At 70.2% G+C, this 16464-nt stretch carries 13 protein-coding genes and 1 tRNA gene; 7 read left to right on the top strand and 7 right to left on the bottom strand.

All coding sequences use genetic code 11. The features are described from left to right. Positions 1 to 43 precede the first annotated feature (43 nt). From ACWFRJ_RS21970 to ACWFRJ_RS21960, 3 genes are all read left to right on the top strand, one after another. Positions 44 to 1066: an SGNH/GDSL hydrolase family protein gene (locus ACWFRJ_RS21970; RefSeq protein ID WP_453533250.1), complete on the top strand. Its 1023-nt coding sequence runs from the start codon at positions 44 to 46 to the stop codon at positions 1064 to 1066. Positions 1067 to 1247: 181 nt separating this feature from the next. Continuing rightward, complete coding sequence (locus tag ACWFRJ_RS21965) at positions 1248 to 2468, top strand: acetyl-CoA C-acetyltransferase (protein WP_453533247.1); 1221 nt, start codon at positions 1248 to 1250, stop codon at positions 2466 to 2468. A 251-nt stretch (positions 2469 to 2719) separates the two neighbouring features. Next, the gene (locus ACWFRJ_RS21960) at positions 2720 to 3535 is read left to right on the top strand and encodes a hypothetical protein (RefSeq protein WP_453533244.1); all 816 of its coding nucleotides are present in this window, start codon (positions 2720 to 2722) and stop codon (positions 3533 to 3535) included. Between the two features lie 64 nt (positions 3536 to 3599). Here the strand turns inward: ACWFRJ_RS21960 and ACWFRJ_RS21955 are convergent, their stop codons facing one another. Then, positions 3600 to 3911 (bottom strand): hypothetical protein, encoded by a 312-nt coding sequence (locus ACWFRJ_RS21955; protein ID WP_453533241.1) that lies wholly within the window; start codon positions 3909 to 3911, stop codon positions 3600 to 3602. 102 nt (positions 3912 to 4013) lie between these two features. On the opposite strand from ACWFRJ_RS21955, the gene ACWFRJ_RS21950 reads away from it, so the two are divergent. Further along, complete coding sequence (locus tag ACWFRJ_RS21950; RefSeq protein WP_453533238.1) at positions 4014 to 4244, top strand: DUF4287 domain-containing protein; 231 nt, start codon at positions 4014 to 4016, stop codon at positions 4242 to 4244. A 117-nt stretch (positions 4245 to 4361) separates the two neighbouring features. Here ACWFRJ_RS21950 and ACWFRJ_RS21945 read toward each other — a convergent pair whose 3' ends face one another. From ACWFRJ_RS21945 to ACWFRJ_RS21935, 3 genes are all read right to left on the bottom strand, one after another. After that, positions 4362 to 5279 (bottom strand): Bax inhibitor-1/YccA family protein, encoded by a 918-nt coding sequence (locus ACWFRJ_RS21945; RefSeq protein ID WP_453533235.1) that lies wholly within the window; start codon positions 5277 to 5279, stop codon positions 4362 to 4364. Positions 5280 to 5345: 66 nt separating this feature from the next. Then, positions 5346 to 6743 carry an MFS transporter gene (locus ACWFRJ_RS21940; protein WP_453533232.1) on the bottom strand — a complete coding sequence of 466 codons (1398 nt, stop codon included), beginning with the start codon at positions 6741 to 6743 and terminating at the stop codon, positions 5346 to 5348. Between the two features lie 49 nt (positions 6744 to 6792). Beyond that, the gene (locus tag ACWFRJ_RS21935; protein WP_453533229.1) at positions 6793 to 7971 is read right to left on the bottom strand and encodes a 4-hydroxybenzoate 3-monooxygenase; all 1179 of its coding nucleotides are present in this window, start codon (positions 7969 to 7971) and stop codon (positions 6793 to 6795) included. 150 nt (positions 7972 to 8121) lie between these two features. Between ACWFRJ_RS21935 and ACWFRJ_RS21930 the strand changes: the two genes are divergently transcribed. Next, positions 8122 to 9786, top strand: a complete 1665-nt coding sequence (locus ACWFRJ_RS21930; protein ID WP_453533226.1) for an IclR family transcriptional regulator domain-containing protein — start codon at positions 8122 to 8124, stop codon at positions 9784 to 9786. Positions 9787 to 9857: 71 nt separating this feature from the next. On the opposite strand, the gene ACWFRJ_RS21925 is transcribed toward ACWFRJ_RS21930, so the two are convergent. Further along, positions 9858 to 9940: transfer RNA gene (locus ACWFRJ_RS21925), tRNA-Leu, on the bottom strand. A gap of 387 nt (positions 9941 to 10327) precedes the next feature. On the opposite strand from ACWFRJ_RS21925, the gene ACWFRJ_RS21920 reads away from it, so the two are divergent. Then, complete coding sequence (locus tag ACWFRJ_RS21920) at positions 10328 to 11098, top strand: ABC transporter ATP-binding protein (protein ID WP_453533223.1); 771 nt, start codon at positions 10328 to 10330, stop codon at positions 11096 to 11098. Between the two features lie 110 nt (positions 11099 to 11208). Then, a complete protein-coding gene (locus ACWFRJ_RS21915; protein WP_453533220.1) occupies positions 11209 to 13743 on the top strand; it encodes an ABC transporter permease in 2535 nt (844 codons plus the stop codon). 84 nt (positions 13744 to 13827) lie between these two features. Here the strand turns inward: ACWFRJ_RS21915 and ACWFRJ_RS21910 are convergent, their stop codons facing one another. Further along, positions 13828 to 15018 (bottom strand): cytochrome P450 family protein, encoded by a 1191-nt coding sequence (locus tag ACWFRJ_RS21910; RefSeq protein ID WP_453533217.1) that lies wholly within the window; start codon positions 15016 to 15018, stop codon positions 13828 to 13830. A gap of 49 nt (positions 15019 to 15067) precedes the next feature. Beyond that, entirely contained in the window at positions 15068 to 16327 is a 1260-nt protein-coding gene (locus ACWFRJ_RS21905; RefSeq protein WP_453533214.1) for a cytochrome P450, read from the bottom strand. Positions 16328 to 16464 lie beyond the last annotated feature (137 nt).

Here is a 16464-nt window from a genome sequence, read left to right as displayed (position 1 = left end):
GTTGATGTAGGGCGGATTGGCTACGAGGAGGTGGCTGCAGGGCATGTCGAGGGCGAGGGTGGCGCGGCGGATCGCTGCGGGCGCGGCGTACGGCGGCGGAGGTATCGGGCTGCTCGGGGCGGCGGCCGTGGGCGTGGTGCTCGCCGAGGTGCAACTGGCGAAGCGGACCGTGGGAAACAGCGGGGAGCATCCGGCTCCGCCGCGGGCGGACGGACGGTACGGCTGGGGGTTCGCGGATCGGCCCGAGGGCGCGGAGCCCTTGCGGTTCGCGATGCTCGGCGATTCGACCGCCGCGGGTCAGGGGGTGCACCGGGCCCGGCAGACCCCGGCCTCGCTCCTGGCCGCAGGGCTCGCCGCGGTGGCGGAGCGGCCGGTGGAGCTGCGGAACGTGGCGCTGCCCGGCGCCATGTCGGACGACCTGGACCGCCAGGTGACGGCTCTTCTCTCCGACCTCTCGTCCTGGGCGCCGGACGTCTGCGTCGTGATGATCGGCGCGAACGACGTGACGCACCGGATGCCCGCGACGCGGTCCGTGCGCCATCTGTCGGCGGCGGTGCGCAGGCTGCGTACGGCCGGGGCGGAGGTGGTGGTGGGGACCTGTCCCGATCTGGGGACGGTGGAGAACGTCTACCAGCCGTTGCGGTGGATGGCGCGCAGGGTGTCGCGGCAGCTGGCCGCCGCGCAGACGATCGGCGTGGTCGAGCAGGGTGGGCGGACGGTGTCGCTCGGGGATCTGCTCGGCCCCGAGTTCCTGGCGAACCCGCGGGAGCTGTTCGGTCCCGACAACTACCACCCCTCCGCGGAGGGGTACGCGACCGCCGCGATGGCGGTGCTTCCGACGCTGTGCGCGGCGCTGGGGCTCTGGCCCGAGGAGGAGCGCCCCGACGTGTCGCGGCGCGAGGGGTTCCTGCCGGTGGCGCGGGCTGCCGCGCAGGCGGCGTCGGAGGGCGGCACGGAGGTCGCGGCCGCGATGCCCACGGGCCCGCGCGGCCCCTGGGCCCTCCTCAAACGCCGCAGGCGCCGGCGCATCCACCACGCCCCGGACCCCTCACCGCTGCCGGGGTAGCCCTGCGGGGCGGGGCGTCGGGCTCGCCAGTCAGGTGGGGGTGGGGAAACCCTGCCCCCGCCAGACTGAGCAAGCGCTTAGAAAAATGCGGTCCGCATCACAGTCCCCGCCCGATGACCCAGGGCAATACGTGCAGGTAACTTCCCAAGGAGCCCTGCCCCCTCGTCACTGGAGTGCCGTGATGCCCGAAGCCGTGATCGTCTCCGCCGCCCGCACCCCGATCGGCCGCGCCTTCAAGGGCTCCCTGAAGGATCTGCGGCCGGACGACCTGACCGCCACGATCATCGAGGCCGCCCTCGCCAAGGTCCCCGAGCTCGACCCGAAGCTCATCGACGACCTGATGCTCGGCTGTGGGCTGCCCGGCGGTGAGCAGGGGCACAACCTCGGTCGCATCGTCGCCGTACAGATGGGCATGGACCACCTGCCGGGCTGCACCATCACCCGGTACTGCTCCTCCTCCCTGCAGACCTCCCGCATGGCCCTGCACGCCATCAAGGCCGGGGAGGGCGACGTCTTCATCTCCGCCGGTGTGGAGATGGTGTCCCGCAGCAAGAAGGGGTCCAGCGACGGACTCCCCGACACCCACAACCCCCTCTTCGCCGACGCCGAGGCCCGCACCGAGGCCGTGAGCAAGACCGAGGGCTCGAACTGGCACGACCCCCGCGAGGACGGTCTGATCCCGGACGCGTACATCGCGATGGGGCAGACCGCAGAGAACCTGGCCCGCAGCAAGGGCATCACCCGTCAGGACATGGACGAGTTCGGCGTCCGGTCCCAGAACCTCGCCGAGGAAGCCCTGAAGAACGGGTTCTGGGAGAGGGAGATCACCCCCGTCACCACCCCCGACGGCACCGTCGTCAGCAAGGACGACGGCCCCCGCGCCGGCGTCACCCTCGAAGGCGTCGCGGGCCTCAAGCCCGTCTTCCGCCCCGACGGCCTCGTCACCGCCGCCAACTGCTGCCCGCTCAACGACGGCGCCGCCGCCCTCGTGATCATGAGCGACACCAAGGCCCGCGAGCTCGGCCTGACCCCGCTGGCCCGCATCGTCTCCACCGGCGTCACCGGCCTCTCCCCCGAGATCATGGGCCTCGGCCCGGTCGAGGCGAGCAAGCAGGCCCTGACCCGCGCCGGTCTCACCGTCGACGACATCGACCTCTTCGAGATCAACGAGGCCTTCGCCGCCCAGGTCATCCCCTCCTACCGCGACCTGAACATCCCGCTCGACAAGCTGAACGTCAACGGCGGCGCCATCGCCGTCGGCCACCCCTTCGGCATGACGGGCGCCCGCATCACCGGCACGCTCATCAACAGCCTCCAGTTCCACGACAAGCAGTTCGGCCTGGAGACGATGTGCGTCGGCGGCGGACAGGGCATGGCGATGGTCATCGAGCGCCTCAGCTGACGCTCTGGGCGCTCTGAGCCCCGCGAATCCCTCACGGCTCCATTGATTCGTGACTCAATCTCCCCCAGGATGTGACCTATCTCCTGGGGGAGATGCATATCCCCAGCTCAGAGCATGTCTATGGATAAACACCGGGACGAAAGACCTGTCCAATTCGTGACGTAATGCACTGACAGGTGGATCGTGCAGGCTTCAAGCTGATGTAGGAAGTCGGGGGTCGACTTGAAACCGGGAGTACGTCAGTGAGCGCCATGCCTATTGCCTTGCTGCTCTCCACAGCCGCTGCCACGGCCGTGGGTGCCGCCGCTCTGCACGCCGTACACGGCCTGCGGAAGCAGCTCGCAGAGATCACCGCCCTGCGCGCCGAGCTGGCCCAGAGCCAGTCGGCGAACGCACACGCCAACGTGCCCGCGGCCCGCACCGCGGACACCGACGAGATACGCACGGCCGTCGCCGAGGCCCTCGCCGAGGAACGGGAGCGCGAGCTGGCCGAGGCGCGCGCCTTCTGGGCCGCCCAGGAGGCCCGTGACGCCTCGGACGCGCCCTCGCTCCTCAGTGGCCTGCCGGGCCTCTCCGACATGGCCGACGAGCTGTTCCTGCCCCGCCAGGCGGATTTCTCGGGCCTGGAGTCGGACAGCCTGGAGCCGGTCATCGAGCCGTACGCCGAACCGGCCGACGAGTTCGCGAGCGACTCCCCGGAGCTGGCCGCGGCCCGCCGCCGCCACCCCTCGCACCCGGACTTCGTCCCGGTCCAGTCCCCCGTCAACGGCGACCACGAGCGCACCGTCGCCTGTCTTGAGGAACTGGCCGACTCCCGTACGGCGCTCGCCGACGTCCGCCCCGGACCGCTCGGCACCCTGGACGTCTACGTCTTCACGGACGGTACGACGCTCTGCATGACCCCGGGCCACCGCGAGACCGCGGAGCTGCTCGCCGACGCCCTGCGCGACGGGCACGCCCCGGTCCTGCTCGGCGGATCCGGAGTCTCCGGCGCCTACGCCCTGACCTTCGAGTGCGGCACCGAGAACGTCTACATCCTGGCCGACCGCGTCATCGCCTCGGTCTGACCGGAGCGACCCCGGCGCCCGCCGGGGTCGGACCCCACCCCGGTCGCGCCCCTCTCACGCCCCGTCACACACCGGCGCGCTTCTGCGCCTTCTCCACGAGCGTCAGTGCCTCCGCGAGCTGACCCGAATCATCGAGCACAAGGGCCAAATCCCGCCCCGCCACCGTGATCTGATCGGCCGCCGCGAACATCCCCTCGTCCGGCATCTCCCTCGGCTCCTCCTGCGGCACCTCGATCCGCTGCGCCCACGCCGCCAGTTCCCTGGCCAGAGCGAGCGCCTCGGTCGCCGCCCCCCGCTGCAGGCGACTCTGCGGGGCTGCCCGCAACCGGTCGGCGAATTGGTCCACTGCGTCCGTCAAAGGCGTCGTATCAAGCACCCGGTGACCTTATGCGCCCGGGCGGGACTGTTGCCAACGTCTCAACGCTGAGGCACGGTGGCGTGAAGGACGGAACACATCGCGACGCGTCCGGAGGCGCCGATGTCCCAAGTCTTCTCCGAGGAGACCCACCGCAATCTGCTCGCCCGTATCCCCCAATGCACCGGTCGTGAGATCTCCGACTGGCTCCGCGCCGTCGACGACGGCCCTTCTCTCTTCCGCTTCGAGGAGAAGGTCAGCTGGCTTCGCGCGGAGCACGACCTGGCGTACGGGCACGCCAAGGCAATCATTCACGAGTACGACTTGCGGCGGGCCGCGCGCAAGCTGCTCTGACTCCCCTGTCCCCCCGACGACATGACACACGACAACACAGAAGGGCCCCACGGAACAGATGTTCCGTGGGGCCCTTCTGTGTTCAGCTGTGGTGATCAGCCGTGAAGATCAGCCGCGTCAGTCGTTGCCCTGCAAGATGGCGATCAGACGCAGGAACTCCATGTAGATCCAGACCAGCGTCATCGTCAGACCGAACGCCGCGAGCCAGGCCTCTTCCTTCGGGGCGCCGTACGCGATGCCGTCCTCGACCTGCTTGAAGTCCAGGGCCAGGAAGCACGCGCCGAGCAGAATGCCGACGATGCCGAAGATGATGCCGAGGCCGCCGCTGCGGAAGCCGAGACCGTCACCGCCGCCGAAGACCATGAACAGCAGGTTCACGGCCGTGAGGAGCAGGAAGCCCATCGCCGCGGCCATCACGAAGCCGTAGAAGCGACGGTTGACGCGAATCCAGCCCGCCTTGTAGGCGATCAGGACACCGGCGAAGACCGCCATCGTGCCGATCACGGCCTGCATGGCCGCGCCGTCCGCGATGCGGTTGTCGACGACGCTGGAGACGACGCCGAGGAAGACACCCTCCAGGGCGGCGTACGTCAGGATCAGCGCGGGCGACGCCTTGCGCTTGAAGGCCTGGACGAGGCCGAGCACCATCGCGACGAGGCCTGCGCCGATCGCGATGCCGTACGACTTGCCGATGTTGGCGTCGTCCACCGGCAGCAGTGCCCAGGCGAGTGCCGCCGTGACAAGGAGCGTGCCGAGCGTGGTGGCCGTACGCAGGACGACGTCGTCCATCGTCATGCGGCCGGCGGTGGTTACGGGTGCCTGGGGGGCGCCGTGCTGCAGGTCCTGCTGGGCATACGGGTTGGTCGCGTACGGATTGGCCGGGGCCTGCTGGCCCGCGGTCGCGTACGGATTGCCCTGTTGGGTCTGTGTCCCGCCCGCGGGTCCCCCGGCCTGCGGCTGCTGCGTGCCGAAGCCCGCGTAGCCGTTGTCGCGGCTGAACCCCCGTCGCGAGAAGACCGGGTTACTGCTCCTCATCTCACTCCTCCATGGCCACCGTGTGTGGCTTTGGCTCAAGAGTAATGCGTAGGCAAAAGGAAGACCCTAGTGCTTGGGGAGGATCTTTCCCTCCTTGTGACCAAGAACGCTCGGCCCGGTGCTCTCTGTTCCCGGTGAGAGGGCGGATACACCCTCGTCCACGGGGGTACGGCGGCTGCGCCGGACGAGTGGCACCAGCGAGATCGCGACGGCTCCGAGCACGGCGGCCACGGCGAACGTGGTGAATCCGAGTGACGCGTTGCCGCCGGAGACCACGGCGCCTCCCAGCCACGGTCCGACGACCGCGCCGGTGCGCCCGACGCCGGTGATCCAGCCGAGGCCCGTGGCGCGCTGGGCGGGCGTGTAGACGGAAGGGGCGGATGCGTAGACCATCACCTGCGCCGAGAAGAGCCAGATGCCGGTGACGAAGACGATCGCGTACGCGACACCCAGCGGCAGCTCGGCCTTGAGCAGGAAGGCGCCGCACGCGGTGAGCAGGAACCAGATCGCGGAGATCCGCACGGCGCCGAACTTGTCGGCGGCCCGCCCCGCGACGAGCATGCCGACGATGCCGCCCGCGTTGATCACCATGAGGAAGGTCACAGAGGAGGAGAGCGAGTACCCGGAGGCGCGCATCAGCTCGGGGAGCCAGGTGGAGACCCCGTAGACGAGGAGAAGCCCGGCGAAGGACGCGAGCCAGAGCAGCGGGGTCGCGAGCCGCTGACCAGGGGTGAAGAGCGAGGCGACTGCGGCGAAGCGGCCCTTGGCGCCCGCCTCCGGGGCTTCGGCGAGCGTCGGTGACGGCAGCGAGAAGCGGGCGGCGACGGCCTCGGCCTCGCTCGTGCGGCCCTTGCTGAGCAGTACGCCGGGCGATTCGGGCAGCCACTTCAGTACGAGGGGAATGGCGACGACGGCGGGGATCACGCCCGCCCAGAAGACGACGCGCCAGCCGTGGTCGGGCCCGAGACCGAGCCCGAGGCCCGTGGCCGCCATGCCGCCCGCGTGGTACGAGGTCATCATCAGGCCGGTGGCGAGCGCGGCCCTGCGCGGCGGCGCGAACTCGGCGACGATCGCGAGGCTGATCGGCATCAGACCGCCGAGCCCGAGCCCGGCGACGAAACGGCCGCCTCCGAAGACGGCGGCGGTCGGCGCGAGCGCGCAGATGGCGGAGCCGAGCGAGAACAGCGCGACGCTCCCCGTCACCATCGGCTTGCGCCCGATCCAGTCGGTGAGCGTGCCGCAGCCGAGGGCGCCGATGAGCATGCCGAAGGTGGTCCAGGAGCCGATGGTGCCCGCGGTCGACGCGGTGAAGCCGAAGCCCTCGTCGTCGATGAGGTGCGGCATCACGGCGCCGTAGATGTTGACGTCCATGCCGTCGAAGAAGACGACGAGCCAGCACAGGGCTATGACGGGGGCGACGGATCTGAAGGTCCGCTGGGGCGCGGCGCCTTGGGGAGCGGTCACGGGGCTCTCACTTCTTTGTGGGGACCTGGTGTGGGGACAGAGATGGTGCTCAGTCGAGGGGGAAGCCCGTGTAGCTCTCCGCGAGATCGGTCTCCGCCGAGCGCACGGTGGCGATGCGGTCCAGCTGAGCGAGCTGGATGCGGTCGTCGAAGGGGGTTGCCTCGGGGGCGCGGTGCAGCATCGTGGTCATCGCGTACGAGAAGCGTTCGGCCTGCCAGACGCGGCGCAGGCAGGTCGCCGAGTACGCCTCCAGGCGGGCGTCGGAGCCCGTATCGCGGAGTTCGACGAGCGCGCGGGCGAAGGTGACGACGTCGCCGACGGCGAGGTTGAGGCCCTTGGCGCCGGTGGGCGGGACGATGTGGGCGGCGTCCCCGGCGAGGAAGACGCGTCCGTGCCGCATGGGTTCGTGGACGTGACTGCGCATGGGGGTGACGGACTTGGAGGTGATGGGCCCGCGTTTCAGGGTCCAGGCGGGGTCGTCCGTCTCCAGGCGGCGGTCGAGCTCGTCCCAGATCTCCTCGTCGCCCCAGTCGGCGGCATCCGTGCCCGCCGGGACCTGGAGGTAGGCGCGGGTCACCGTCGGCGAGCGCATGGAGAGGAGTGCGAAGCCCCGGTCGTGGCGGGCGTAGACCAGTTCGTCGTGCGAGGGCGGTACGTCGGCGAGGATGCCGAGCCAGCCGAAGGGGTACGTCCGCTCGTAGACCCGCGAGACATCGGCGGGCACGGCATCGCGGGTCACGCCCCAGGAGCCGTCGCAGCCGACCACGTAGTCGCACTCCAGGACGTCCTCGCGGCCCTGGTGGCGGAAGTGGATCCGCGGGCTCTGTGTCTCCGCGCCCTCGACCGCGAGTGCCTCGGCCTCGAAGAGCAGCGGGCCGCCCGCTGCGAGCTGGAGGGCTATGAGGTCCTTGCAGACCTCGGTCTGGGCGTAGACCATCACCGACCGGCCACCGGTGAGCGCGGGGAAGTCGACGCGGTGCCTGCGGCGGTCGAAGCGCAGTTCGATGCCGTCGTGCGGGATGCCCATGCGGTCCATGCGCGCGGCGGCGCCCGCGTCGCGCAGGACGTCGACGGTGCCCTGTTCCAGGATCCCGGCGCGCTGGCGCTGCTCCACGTAGGCGCGGTCGCGGGTCTCCAGGACGACGGAATCGATACCGGCGTTGTGCAGCAGGCGGGCGAGGAGCAGCCCCGCCGGTCCGGCTCCGATGATTCCGACGGTGGTGCGCATCGATCATTCCCCTCACACGGCTTGTTCGCCTGGTGAACTTTCGTTCATAATGTGCTGACGGGAGTCTCCGACCGGACCCAGCGACTGTCAACGGTTGCGGGGCATCCACTTTCGGGGCACCCGTTTCCCACCCGTGCGAGGAGCGGCGCCATGTCAGAAGAGTCCGTACGCCCCCTGGAGCGCGGCCTCGCGGTCCTTCGCGCCCTCGCGGTCGGCGACCAGGTGAGGACGGGCGACCAGGTCAGGGCGGGCGACCTCGTCCGCGCCACCGGCCTGGCCCGCTCGACGGTGGACCGGGTCGTGGCGACCCTGGTCCACCTCGGCTACGTACGCGAGCAGGGCCAGGAACTCCGCCTCACGCCCCGCCTGATGGAGCTCGGCAACGCCTATCTCGCGGCGAGCGGGCTGAGCGGCGAGGTCGCGGCGCGTACGGCCAGGCTCGCGGACGATCTCGACGAGTCGGTGTCCCTCGCGGTGCCGGACGGCGACGGCGTCCGCTTCGTCACGCAGGCCGCGCGGCGCCGCGCGATGTCGGTGGCCTTCCGCATCGGGGACCTGCTGCCGCCCGAACGCTGCGCCCCGGGCGCGCTGTTCGCTGACGCCTGGGACGAGGAGCGGTGGGCCGCCTGGCGGGCACGCGTGGCCTCGGGGCCCGCGGAGAGCGCCTTCCCCGCACTGCCTCCGGGGCCCGCGCCCGCCGACATCCCGGACCTCGCCGCCCGGGTGGCCCGCTCCCGGGAGACGGGCTGGGCCCTTGACGACCAGCTGATCGAGCCGGGCCTGATCGCGGTGGCGGTCCCCGTACGCGACTCCGGGGGCAGGACGCGCTACGCCCTCTCCGCCGTCAGCCACACCAGCAGGCACACGGCACAGGGCCTCGCGGAGGCGATGCTGCCGCGCCTGCGCGCGGAGGCCGATGAGCTGGAGAGCCTGGCGGCGGGGACCCCGGAGCCGCCCGTCGGCGCCCCGCCCGCATCCGTCTCCGCATCCGTCTCCGCGACCGACCCGGCTGCCGCCAAGGCCGAACTCGGCTCCGGCTTCCTGCAGTCGCTCGCGCGGGGCCTCGCCGTCCTGCGCGCGCTGGGCGACGCCCGGGGCGACGGTCTGCCGCTGACCGCGCTCGCGGCGGCCACGGGCCTGTCGAGGGCCACCGCACGGCGCTGTCTGCACACCCTGGAAATCGCGGGGTACGCGGCCCACGACGGGCGCCTGTACCGCCCGCTGCCGCGCATCCTGGAACTCGGGCACGCCGAGCTCTCCCGGCTCACCTTCGCCGAGATCGCCGAGCCGCACGTGCGGGAGCTGACCGAGCGCGTGCACCAGTCGGCCTCGGTGACGGTCCTGGACGGCGCGGACATCCTCTACGTGGCGCGCGCTGCCACCGTCCGCGTCATGAGCGTCCGCATCACCCTCGGCACCCGCTTCCCCGCGTACGCCACCGCCATGGGCCGGGTCCTGCTCGCCGGGCTTCCGGAGCGGGAGCGGGAGCGTCTGCTGCGGGAGGCTCCGCCGCGCGCCCTCACCCCGCTGACCGTGACGGACCCGGGCGAGCTCGCGCGGATCCTGGAGCGCGCCGGCGCCGACGGCTACGCCACCGCCGACCAGGAGCTGGAGGAGGGACTGCGTTCGGTGGCTGTGCCCGTCAGGGACGCGTCGGGCCATGTGGTCGCCGCCCTCAACATCGCCCGGCACGCGGGCACGGGCCCACTGGCCGAGACCCGCGACGCCCTGCTGCCCGCGCTGCGCGGGACGGCGGCGGCGATCGAGGCCGACCTGCACACCGCAGCACGCTTCCAAGCGGTGCGGCTGCCCTGATCCCCGGCACGCCAAAGTCGTTGGTGGACGCTTCAACTGATGTGCCATCAGGCAATGAACGATGGCGGATGTGCCCGGAGCCGGACTTGAACCGGCACGCCCGCTAGGGGCAGCGAGGTTTAAGCTCGCCGTGTCTGCATTCCACCATCCGGGCAGGCCATGGGCTCCGCATCAAGTGATTCGACCCTATCGGGAGGCGTCCCCCGAACAGCGGAACAACAGCCCGATGTTGTCTTATTTTATTGACGTCTGAGGGTGCATCAGCCACCGGTATGGCCCATCGGTACATGCCGCAGGCCCTTCCACCCCTGTACGGCCTCCGGGACGGATTGACGGAATTTAGACGCCCCGCGACGTCCGCGGGCGCACGGAGGGGTGGTACTCGCCTCCGGGGTCGGGGTCATCCCCAGGTATGACTCCGGCGCCCCGGGTCCGACTCGAGAGGGCCTTCGGAACCGGAACAGCGGCTGACTACACGGCCCGGATCCGCAAGGACGATGGAATCAGTCCCCACTCGTCGTCCCGACAGGAGCACCTCCCCGTGACCACCACCCACATCGCCGCCCGCACCACCGCAGTGGCCGCGCGCGCCACGGACCTCTCCAAGGTGTACGGACAGGGCGAGACCCAGGTGGTCGCCCTGGACCATGTCTCCGTCGACTTCCGGCAGGGCGAGTTCACCGCGATCATGGGCCCGTCGGGCTCCGGCAAGTCGACCCTGATGCACTGCGTCGCGGGCCTCGACAGCTTCAGCGGCGGCTCCGTCCGGATCGGCGAGACCGAGCTGTCCACCCTCAAGGACAAGCAGCTCACCAAGCTCCGTCGGGACAAGATCGGCTTCATCTTCCAGGCCTTCAACCTCCTTCCGACGCTGACGGCCCTGGAGAACATCACGCTGCCGATGGACATCGCGGGCCGTAAGCCCGACAAGGCGTGGCTGGAGCAGGTCATCTCCATGGTCGGCCTGGCCGGGCGCCTCTCCCACCGGCCCACCGAGCTCTCCGGCGGCCAGCAGCAGCGTGTCGCCGTGGCCCGCGCGCTCGCCTCGCAGCCCGACATCATCTTCGGCGACGAGCCGACCGGAAACCTGGACTCGCGCTCGGGCGCCGAGGTCCTGGGCTTCCTGCGCAACTCCGTGCGCGAGCTCGGCCAGACCGTCGTCATGGTCACCCACGACCCGACGGCCGCGGCGTACGCGGATCGCGTGATCTTCCTGGCCGACGGGCGCATCGTCGACGAGATGCACGGGCCGACGGCCGAGGGGGTCCTTGACCGGATGAAGGACTTCGACGCCAAGGGTCGTACGAGCTAAAGGCTCCCAGCACTCCGAGCGACGTCCGCCGTTGCTGCCTGCGGGCACGTCGTGGCTGGTCGCGCAGTTCCCCGCGCCCCTACGGGGCCCTCTCCCCACAGGACTCACCCATGTTCCGTACCGCCCTGCGCAACGTGCTCGCGCACAAGGCCAGGCTGCTCATGACCGTGCTCGCCGTCATGCTCGGCGTCGCCTTCGTCTCCGGCACCCTGGTCTTCACCGACACCTTCGGCAACGCCTACAAGAACAAGTCAGCGAAGAGCTTCGACCACGTCTCGGTCGCCGTACAGCCCGAAGGCGGCTCCTCCTCCTTCTACGGGGCCGGCGTCGACTCGGAAGAGACCAAGAAGACGCCGCGCCTGACCGACGCCCTCCTGAAGAAGACCCAGAACCTGCCCGGCGCCGAATCGGCGATCGGCGGGGTCACGGGCTTCACCGCGGTCGCCGACAAGGACGGCAAGCTCGTCGGCGGCGAGTGGGGCACCACCGGCGCCAACTACTACCCCGCCAAGGACGGCAAGGACCCGCGCTACGACTTCACCAAGGGCGCGGCCCCCAAGTCCGGCGGTGACCTCGCCCTGGACTCCAGGACCGCCGAGCGCACCGGCTACAAGGTCGGCGACACCGTCCGCTACTCCACCGACGGCCCGGTGAAGAACGCGAAGATCAGCGGCATCTTCGACACCGAGGACGGCAGCGTCCTCGCGGGCGGCAGCCTGGTGGTGTTCGACAACGACACCGCACGCACGCTCCTCGGCAAGACCGAGTACGACGAGATCGACGTCAAGGCCGCGGCGGGCACCTCCGAGGAGGCCCTGAAGAGCTCGGTCGAGAAGATCCTGCCGAAGGAGACGGAGGCCGTCACCGGCGGTCAGCTCTCCGACGACCAGGCGAAGGCGATCGAGCAGCAGACCAGCGCGATGAGCCAGATCCTGCTGCTCTTCGCCGGTATCGCGCTCTTCGTCGGCATCTTCATCATCGCCAACACCTTCACCATGCTGGTCGCCCAGCGCACCAAGGAACTGGCCCTGATGCGCGCCGTCGGCGCCTCGCGCCGTCAGGTGACGCGCTCCGTGCTCATCGAGGCGTTCCTGGTGGGCCTGGTGGCCGCCGTGACCGGCTTCGCGCTCGGCATCGGCGTGGCCGTGGGACTCGAGTCCGTGATGAACGCCGCGGGTGCCTCGCTGCCCGACGGGCCGATCATCATCGCCCCGATGACGATCGTCGTCGCTCTGATCATCGGCGTGTTCGTGACCATGCTGGCCGCCTGGCTGCCGGGCCGCCGCGCCGCGAAGATCCCGCCGGTCGCCGCGATGAACAGCGTCCACTCGACGCCGACCACGCGCGGCCTCGTCGTCCGCAACACCATCGGCTCGATCATCGCCGCCCTCGGCGTGGTGATGTTCATGATGGACGACAACTACGTGAAGGCCGGCGGCGGCGCCCTGATCCTCATCGGCGTCATCGTCCTCACGCCGCTCCTGTCGCGCCCGTTCATCGCCGCCTCGGCCCCGCTCCTGAAGCCGTTCGGCGTCACGGGCAAGCTGTCCCGCCTCAACGCGGTGCGCAACCCGCGCCGCACGGCCTCCACCGCAGCGGCCCTGATGATCGGCCTGACCCTCATCACCGCCATGACGGTGATCGCGACCTCCATGAGCAGCGCCATCAGCAAGATGGCCGCGGGCTCCCTGAAGGCCGACTACACCGTCTCCATGGCGAACTACCAGCCGCTCGCCCCCGAGGTCGGCGAGAAGCTGGCCAAGCTCTCCGACGTCGAGGCGAGCAGCCCGCTGCGCACCACCGCCGGCTACGTGGACGACTCGTACTCCCAGGTGTCCGGTGTCGACGAGAAGGCCTTCGGCAAGCTGACGAGCCTGGACTTCACCAGCGGCTCGCTCGCGGGTCTCAAGGGCGAATCCACGCTGATCGACAAGGAGACCGCGGACAGGCAGGGCCTCAAGGCGGGCGACACCGTCCCGGTGAAGTTCGACGACGACAAGACGGTCAAGCTGAAGATCGTCGGTGTCTACGAGCAGAACGAGATGATCAACGGGCTCTTCACGCCGCTCGCCGTCGTCAATCCGCACCTGTCCAAGATCACCGACGAGCAGGTCCTGGTGAAGATGAAGGGCGGCATGTCCGACAAGGCCGAGGACGCCATCGTCAAGGCCCTCGGCGACAACCCCGCCATCAAGATCCAGGACAAGGACGCGCTCAGCAACGAGATCGGTGGCGCGATCAACATGATGCTGAACATGCTCTACGGCCTCCTGGCGATGGCCATCCTGATCGCGGTGCTCGGCGTCATCAACACCCTGGCCATGTCGGTCTTCGAGCGGAAGCACGAGATCGGCATGATGCGGGCCATCGGCCTCGACCGCGCGAAGGTCAAGCAGATGGTGCGCCTGGAGGCGGTCATCATCTCCCTGTTCGGCGCGGTGCTCGGCATCGGCCTCGGCCTCTTCATGGGCTGGGCCGCGGGCAACAGCATCGCCAAGACGGTGGCGACGTACTCCATGGAGATCCCCGTCGGCCGCATCGTGATCTTCCTCGGGATCGCGGCCCTGGTCGGCGTCCTCGCGGCGATGTGGCCGGCGCGCAGCGCGGCCAAGCTGAACCCGCTGATGGCGATCAAGGCCGAGTAGCTCGGCCGGAGAAACGAAAGACGCTCGGCCGGGTTTTCCCGGCCGAGCGTCTTTGCGTGCGGCCGTCACGCACCGCGCGCCCCGTCAGCCGAAGGTGACCGGCAGCTGGTGCAGCCCGCGGAGCATCAAACTGGGGCGCCAGGCAAGGCTTTCGGGGTCGGCGTCCAGCGCGAGACCGGGGCAGCGCTCCAAGAGCGTGCGGAAGGCGACCACGCCCTGCATGCGGGCCAACGGCGCACCCAGGCAGTGGTGGATGCCGTAGCCGAACGCCATGTGACCGCGGGCGTCCCTGCGGATGTCGAAGCGGTCGGGCTCGGCGAACTTCCTGGGGTCGCGCGAGGCGGCGGCAAGCACCACGGCCACCGACTCACCGCGGTCCACGGTCACGGCGCCGATCTCCACCGGCTCCTTGGTGTAGCGGAACGCCGTGGTCTCCACCGCCCCCTCGTAACGGAGCATCTCCTCCACGGCGTTGTCCAGGAGCGACCAGTCGGCCCGCAGGGCCGCCAACTGCTCGGGGTGGCGCAGCAGGGCAAGCGTTCCGCTGGAGAGCAGGTTGGCCGCCGTCTCGTAGCCCGCCACAAGCAGCAGGAAGGCCATGCCCAGCATCTCCTCGGGGGAGAGCCGGTCGTCCTCGGCGTGCAGGCCGCCGGCCAGTGCGCTCAGCAGGTCGGCCCCCGGCTCAAGGCGCTTCGCCGCGACGAGTTCGGCGAGATAGCCGGTCATCGCCTGTGCCGCCGCGCCTGCCTGCTCGGGCCGGGTGAAGTCGGTGCTCTCCAGATACCAGTCGTGGAACATCTTGCGGTCACCGGACGGCACTCCGAGCAGTTCGCAGATCACTGCCAGGGGCAACGGCAGCGCGAACGCCTCGAGCAGGTCGGCCCTGCCAAGGGGCAGCATGGCGTCCACAAGATCGTCCGCGATCCGCTGGACCCGGGGCCGCAGCTCCGCTATCCGCCGTGGCGTGAAGTCCTTGGCGACCAGCTTGCGCAGCCGGGTGTGCTGCGGGGGGTCCGTCTGCACCATGTTCAGGCCGATGGAGTTGCCTCCGTCGTCCTGCCATGCGGCCGAGTGCCGGATGTCATTGGACAGGCGCGGGTCGGTCAGTGCGGCGCGTGCCTCCTCGTGGCCCACGACGAGCCAGAACTCGCCCGACGCGGCGGTCCGCACCCGGTGCACCGGGCCCCGGGCGCGCATCCGCTCGTAGACCGGATGCGGGTTGTCGACGAAGTCCTGGCCGTACCCGGACAAGTCCTCGATGTCTGTCAGTGCCAAGACGTTTCCTCGCTTCGGAACGGGACGGAACGAACAGGCCGAACGGGAGTCAGGTCGTGGCCCAGGTCACCGGGAGAGCCAGCAGACCGTTGATGACGAGACCGCCCGGAATGTGCTGCGGTTCGAATCCGGGTGCCAGTTCCAGGCTCGGCACCGTTTCGACCAGCGCTTCCAGCGCCACCCGGGCCTCAAGGCGCGCCAGGCCCGCCCCGAGGCAGGAGTGGGGTCCGTGGCCGAACGCGAAGTGCTGCGGCGGGGCCGTCCGGTCGAGTCGGAAGGTCTCCGGGTCCTCGGCCGAGCCGGGGTCCCGGCCCGCCGCCGCGACCATCGCGTGCACCTTCGCACCGGCCGGAACGGCCACCCCGGCCAGCGTCACGTCCTCGGTGACCAGACGGGCCGCGCCCTGCACCGAGGTGTTGAACCGGAGCCCTTCCTCGACGGCCGCGGGGATCAGCTCCGGGTCGGCGACGAGCCTTTCCCACAGCCGCCGGTCCCCGAGCAGCTGGTGGACGGTGTTCGCGATGAGGTGGGTCGCCGTCTCGTGGCCGGAGGCCAGCATGACCAGAAGGGCGAGGACGGCGTCGTCGACGGTGCACACCGGGTCGCTCTGCTCGGCCGCGTCGGCGAGCACGGTGAGCAGGTCGTCCGCCGGCTGCCGCCGCCGGTCGGCCAGCAGGGCCCGGAAGTACGCCTCGTACTCAAGGACGCTCCTGGCACAGCGGAGTTGGTCCTCCGGGGGCAGCGGGAGCACTTGCATGAGGAGCCAGTCGTTCAGCCACTCCTTGACACGGGCCCGGTCCTCGGGCGGTACGCCGATCACGTCGCAGAGCACGGTCAGCGGCAGCGGGTAGGCGAACCCGGAGAGGAGATCGACGCTGCCGGCGTCCCTGAAGTCCTTCACCAGCGCGGTGGCCGCCGCCCGGACGCCGGGTTCGTGGCGCCGCAGGGCGCTCGGGGAGAACTGCTCGTCGATGAACGCGCGGAACCTGCCGTGGTCGGCGGGGTCGGCGTTGAACAGCGGGATCCGGTAGAAGACCGAGTCGGAGAGCAGTTCCTTGCAGGCGTCGGTGAATCCATACGCTCCGTGGGTGTTCGTGCGGCTGGTGAACCGCACCGGATCCCGCAGAACGGCGGCCATCTCCTCCCCTCCCGTGACGACCCACGGGCCGTCCGCCGTCATCGGGCAGACAGGGACACGCTGCCGGGCGACGCGATAGGCCTCGTACGGACTCGCCATGTACTGGGGATTCATGAGCTCGAACAGTTTCGCGGGGTCGATCTCGCCCTGTTCGCGGACGCTTTCACTCATGTGTGCACTCCTCGTGCGGGTGGGCGTAGATCGCGTACGGGTCCGGCGCGAAGTCGGTGCCGGGCGGGGCCACCTTCTCGAAGGCGGGCATGGTCATCAGCGCTTCCTCTCAGATCGTCGCTCGGGGTGCCTGAGTC

Source organism: Streptomyces sp. NPDC055239, from assembly GCF_053606205.1.
Note: the sequence above shows the minus strand (reverse complement) of the source record. Positions and strands in the feature narration are given on the sequence as shown.